Here is a 4709-nt window from a genome sequence, read left to right as displayed (position 1 = left end):
CGCCGGGGGCGGGGCACACCATGAAGCTGCTCAACAACTTCCTGTCGCTGGGCTACGGCGCCATCTATGCGGAGGCGCTGGCGCTGGCCGCCAAGGCGGGGGTGACGCCGCAGGTGTTCGACGCGGTGATCCGCGGCGGGCGCATGGATTGCGGCTTCTACCGCACCTTCATGGGCTATGCGCTGGACGGCGACGTGAACGCCCACCGCTTCACCATCACCAATGCCCACAAGGACATGCGCTACGTGACCAACCTCGCCACCAACACCGGCGCAGCGGCCTTCATCAGCGCCACGGTGAAGAACCTCTACGCCACCGCCGAAGGGCTGGGGAACGGCGAGAAGAACGTGCCGCTGCTGGTGGATGTGGTCGGGCAGATGAACGGGGTGAAAAAGGGCTGATCCAGCCCCGGAGCACGTGACGATCCGGCTTGATCGGTCGGTACGTGCTCCGGCGGGCTGTGTGGGCATGCGGCAGAACGGCTGATCGGGGCTCAGCCGTTCTTGATCTTCAACCCGTCTTCGTAGGACACTTCCTTGTAGTCCGAGGGCGAAGAATACTTCAGGCCCACATCGGCCAGCGCATCGAGCTTGGCGGCCGTGTCGTACTTCTTGAGCTTGACCTTGTCCACGTAGAACGTATCGATCAGTTCATTGTAGACCGAAGTCCCATCGATGAAGATCGCGAAGATCTTCACATCGCCGAACTGGATCGACAGGCGATTGCCCTGCGGCAGGTCGGCGATATAGATGAGATACTTGCCGTCCGCGTTGAAGGCCGCGCCGAAGGTCTCGACCAGCTTGGGCAGGCTTTCGAATTCGGCGATGGAGCCGGCGAGGAAGCCGATGGCCGGCTGGCCGGCTTCGGACACGGCGAAGACCTCCTTCAGGACGGTCTCGGAGTCGTCATAGGAGATTTCGCCGCGGAAGCCGAAGCGGCCGGCCACATGGGTGTCGGCGTTCAGGCTGGGCTTCAGCAGCCGGCCTTCGGTTTCAAGCTTGGCAAACGGCGTGTCTGCAATGGCAGTCATAAGGGATGGTCCTTTGTGGAGGTCTGGTGTGGAGGTCGTGGTGGGCTTGCCTTCGGTGCGCTCGCCCGCATCGGCAGATGCCTGCCGCGCGAACCGCACCGTCGCGGTCTGCCGCGCCCAAAGGGCGCGACCTCTGGTCGGCGGGCCGTGCGGCCCGCGTCAATCGCCCGTGATCAGGACCTCGGGGACCTCGTTGGGGTCCTCAATGTCTAGTCCGTCTTCTTCAGCCAGTTCGACATCCACCAGGCACACGTCGCCGTCGTCGATGACCAGCTTGATGGGCGTCAGCGCCTTGCCCTGGCAGGGGCCGATGAAGCAATGCCCGGTGTCGAAATCGAACTTCGCCCCGTGCCGGGCGCATGCCAGGAAGTTGCCCTCCCGGTCGAGAAACTCCCCCGGCACCAGGTCCAGGCGCGTGCCCTCGTGGGGGCAGGCATTTTCGTAGCCGTAGTAGTTCTTGGACTGGCGCGCGATGAGGATGGGCCACCTTTTGACGGCGCCGGTCTCGTCCAGCCGCGCGAGCACGAAGCCGCGCGCGTCGCCGTCATCGACCTCATAGGTGGCACATACGGCGAAAAGCTCACTCATGGACCGCGCCTTCCCCGGACATGCAAGGCGCTCCCCTTGGCGGGAAGCGGACATGGACCAGGTACAAGCAAGATCGGCGCCACGGGGGATTGTCGGGTTTCAGCGGGGAGGGGGCTCCCCTCATCGATCGGGGACAGGGCAGGGCGCGACTTGACGTTACACAAATACCAGGGCTTCCCATGCCGCCGGGCGCTTTCGCGGTTGCGCATGTCGGCGCGCTCCGGGGAAACGGGTCAACGGGAGGCTTTATGATGCCAGCCGAACCGAAGGACGATTGTTAAGCATCGACCTCGCGCCCATCTACCTGCCCTTCATGGCAAACGCCTCCCACGAGCATATCTACGGCCGTATCGTGAAGCAGATCGACGCCGCGTCCGATCGGGAATGGATGAACGTGGCTCAGCAATACGGCGCCACGAACTGCCGCCCCCCGTCGTGGAGTTGACGACGAACTAGCTGCCGCGCAAATCTAAACTCGCGTAGCTCATCGATTCTATCGGCGCGCGAACCCCGTTCCCGACAGGATGACAAAAAAATGGCGAAAATAATAAGCATATTCAACAACAAGGGCGGCGTCGGTAAAACTACTTACATGTACCACGTCGCGCATTTGTTGGCGGAGCGCGGTAAAAAAATTTTGACAGTGGACTGCGATAGCCAGTGCAATTTGACGGCATACAGCCTGTCCGATGCGGAAATACGTAGAGCTTGGACACCTGACGGGAATAGCATATTTCGAAACGTAGAGCCTGTATACCAAACAATTGGCGATATACGAAAAAGGGCCCCCTCGAAGGTAATACATGCAAAAGGGGATCTATATATCGTACCAGGCGACCTTAGATTAAGCAATTTTGAGGATCGCTTGGGAGATACGTGGAATTCTGCGAAAGGAGGAAGCGAGCCAGATATTCGCGCGCAATCTGCAATACATCGATATATTCAATGGGCCGCTGAAAAAATTGATGCAAATTTGGTATTGATTGATCTAGGCCCTAATCTTGGAGCACTGAACAGAGCCGTCCTGGCCTCATCTGACTATTTTATAACACCAGTTGCTCCGGATTTATTTTCAATTCAAGGCACAGAGAACCTCGGTAACAAACTCGTTTCGTGGCGATCAGAATGGGATCAAGTAAACAAAAGCTGGAATGACAATATAAGCTCGAAAGATATGGATCTATCCATTCCTTCGGGAGCCCCCACATACCTTGGATACGTCATACAACAACATAATATTCGGTCAAATCCGACCGGAATGACAGCGGGCTGGCAAATATATGGAAATCAACTAGTTCCAGCGATTATGACAAACATAGTCGACAAGCTAATTCCGTTAAATCAGGTGATCGAATGGGAGGATCGAGATTATAAATTAGGACAAATTCCAAATTTACACAGCTTGGTACCATACTCTATGGATGCGCGAAAGCCAATATTCTACTGCAACGGGTCAGACGGATTAAAGGGAGCGCACATTACCAAAGCCAAAAATACAAGCAAACATTTCACGGACATTGTCGATGTTCTGGAGCGGGTTTTAGATCCCGATTTTTAAATCGGAATCAGCACGAATACTCTCGGATTCCGACCTAAGTTTGTGGAAAAAATGCCGTCATGACCGACGATTAGCGCAAATAGACCGGTGAGCACGCCTCCCGGCAAATTATCAAGCAGACGCTTTCACGACCTAATCCGCCTCCCCTTCACCCCGCCTTAACCCCTGCCGGCCACACTCCTGCCTGTTCGTAAGCGTTGCGTAGGGTTGCGTCATGCGTAGTGTGGCCAAGGGGGCAGCCGGACGGACGGCGCGCCAGTTGGGCGTTTGTCCGGAGTATGCCGAGCCTGCCCCCTTGGCGGCCAACCGGGTCGTCGAGCCGGTGCTTTCGGCACCCCGTGCCCCGCGCGCGGCATCGTCCGTGAAGCGGATGCGCGAAGCGGCCGGCGCCGCGCCGGGCGAGTTGCCCCTCAACCAGATCCTCCTCGGCGACAGCATCCAGATGATGGCCGGCTTGCCCGCCGGCAGCGTCGACCTCGTGTTCGCCGATCCGCCCTACAATCTCCAGCTCGGCGGCGAGCTGAAACGGCCCGACGAGAGCCTCGTCGATGCCGTCGACGACGACTGGGACCGCTTCGACAGCTTCGCCACCTATGATGCCTTCACCCGCGCCTGGCTTCTGGCCGCGCGGCGGGCGCTGAAGCCCAACGGCACCCTGTTCGTCATCGGCTCCTATCACAACATCTTCCGCGTCGGCGCCATGATGCAGGACCTGGGCTTCTGGATCCTCAACGACATCGTGTGGCGCAAGGCGAACCCCATGCCCAACTTCCGGGGCCGGCGCTTCACCAATGCCCACGAGACCCTGATCTGGGCCGCCCGCAGCGCCGATGCCAAATACACCTTCAATTACGAGGCGCTGAAAGCCGGCAACGACGACGTGCAGATGCGCTCGGACTGGCTGTTTCCCCTGTGCACCGGACAAGAGCGGCTGAAGGATGGGGCGGGCAGGAAGCTCCACCCCACCCAGAAGCCCGAGGCCCTGCTCGCCCGCGTCCTGCTCTCGGCCACCAAGCCCGGCGATGTGGTGCTCGACCCCTTCTTCGGCTCCGGCACCACCGGCGCCGTGGCGAGGCGCCTGCGCCGCTCCTTCATCGGCATCGAGCGGGAAGAGGCTTATGCTGAGGCCGCCCGCGCCCGCATCGATGCGGTGGAGCCGCTGCCGGAAGATGCCCTGATCGCCCCGCCCAGCGCGCGGGAAGCGCCGCGTGTCGCCTTCTCGGTGCTGGTGGAGCGCGGGCTGGTGACGCCCGGCGCCGAACTCACCGACGCCAAGGGCCGCTTCCGCGCCGTGGTGCGGGCGGATGGCACCCTTTCCCTGGCCGGCGGGCAGAATGTGGGCTCCATCCACCGCGTCGGTGCGCTGGCGCAGGGGGCGGAAGCCTGCAACGGCTGGACCTTCTGGCACGTGGAAGAGGAAGGCCGCCGCCACCCCATCGACATGCTGCGCGCGCGCCTTAGGGCCGAGATGGGCATCGCGGCGGAATAGACGAAGGCACGCGAAAGCCTCTTCGTCCCCCTCACCCCCAAGCC

At 60.6% G+C, this 4709-nt stretch carries 6 protein-coding genes; 4 read left to right on the top strand and 2 right to left on the bottom strand.

Annotation, left to right across the window (positions count from 1 at the left end; translation table 11 throughout):
• On the top strand, window positions 1–401 hold a 401-nt coding region (locus K9U41_RS21835; protein ID WP_282642947.1), incomplete at its 5' end, for an NAD-binding protein.
• Window positions 402–493: 92 nt separating this feature from the next.
• Here the strand turns inward: K9U41_RS21835 and K9U41_RS21830 are convergent.
• Both K9U41_RS21830 and K9U41_RS21825 read right to left on the bottom strand, forming a co-directional pair.
• The gene (locus tag K9U41_RS21830) at window positions 494–1030 is read right to left on the bottom strand and encodes a hypothetical protein (protein WP_282642946.1); all 537 of its coding nucleotides are present in this window, start codon (window positions 1028–1030) and stop codon (window positions 494–496) included.
• Between the two features lie 159 nt (window positions 1031–1189).
• The gene (locus K9U41_RS21825) at window positions 1190–1618 is read right to left on the bottom strand and encodes a Rieske (2Fe-2S) protein (RefSeq protein ID WP_282642945.1); all 429 of its coding nucleotides are present in this window, start codon (window positions 1616–1618) and stop codon (window positions 1190–1192) included.
• Window positions 1619–1892: 274 nt separating this feature from the next.
• On the opposite strand from K9U41_RS21825, the gene K9U41_RS21820 reads away from it, so the two are divergent.
• The 3 genes from K9U41_RS21820 to K9U41_RS21810 all read left to right on the top strand — a co-directional run bounded on the left by K9U41_RS21820 (window position 1893) and on the right by K9U41_RS21810 (window position 4665).
• A complete protein-coding gene (locus tag K9U41_RS21820) occupies window positions 1893–2063 on the top strand; it encodes a hypothetical protein (RefSeq protein ID WP_282642944.1) in 171 nt (56 codons plus the stop codon).
• Window positions 2064–2153: 90 nt separating this feature from the next.
• The gene (locus K9U41_RS21815; protein WP_282642943.1) at window positions 2154–3176 is read left to right on the top strand and encodes a ParA family protein; all 1023 of its coding nucleotides are present in this window, start codon (window positions 2154–2156) and stop codon (window positions 3174–3176) included.
• Between the two features lie 370 nt (window positions 3177–3546).
• Window positions 3547–4665 (top strand): site-specific DNA-methyltransferase, encoded by a 1119-nt coding sequence (locus K9U41_RS21810; protein ID WP_282642942.1) that lies wholly within the window; start codon window positions 3547–3549, stop codon window positions 4663–4665.
• The last annotated feature ends 44 nt before the right edge of the window (window positions 4666–4709 follow it).

Origin of the sequence: Xanthobacter autotrophicus, from assembly GCF_029991245.1 — a bacterium.
Lineage (GTDB): Bacteria > Pseudomonadota > Alphaproteobacteria > Rhizobiales > Xanthobacteraceae > Xanthobacter > Xanthobacter autotrophicus_C.
The sequence above is the reverse complement of the archived record's forward strand: the minus strand, read 5'-3'. Positions and strand labels throughout refer to the sequence as shown.

Excerpts from the sequence above, each read along its gene's own strand:
- K9U41_RS21830 (WP_282642946.1), bottom strand. The coding sequence starts at position 1,030 with ATGACTGCCATTGCAGACACGCCGTTTGCCAAGCTTGAAACCGAAGGC.
- K9U41_RS21815 (WP_282642943.1), top strand. The coding sequence starts at position 2,154 with ATGGCGAAAATAATAAGCATATTCAACAACAAGGGCGGCGTCGGTAAA.
- K9U41_RS21810 (WP_282642942.1), top strand. The coding sequence starts at position 3,547 with ATGCGCGAAGCGGCCGGCGCCGCGCCGGGCGAGTTGCCCCTCAACCAG.
- K9U41_RS21825 (WP_282642945.1), bottom strand. The coding sequence starts at position 1,618 with ATGAGTGAGCTTTTCGCCGTATGTGCCACCTATGAGGTCGATGACGGC.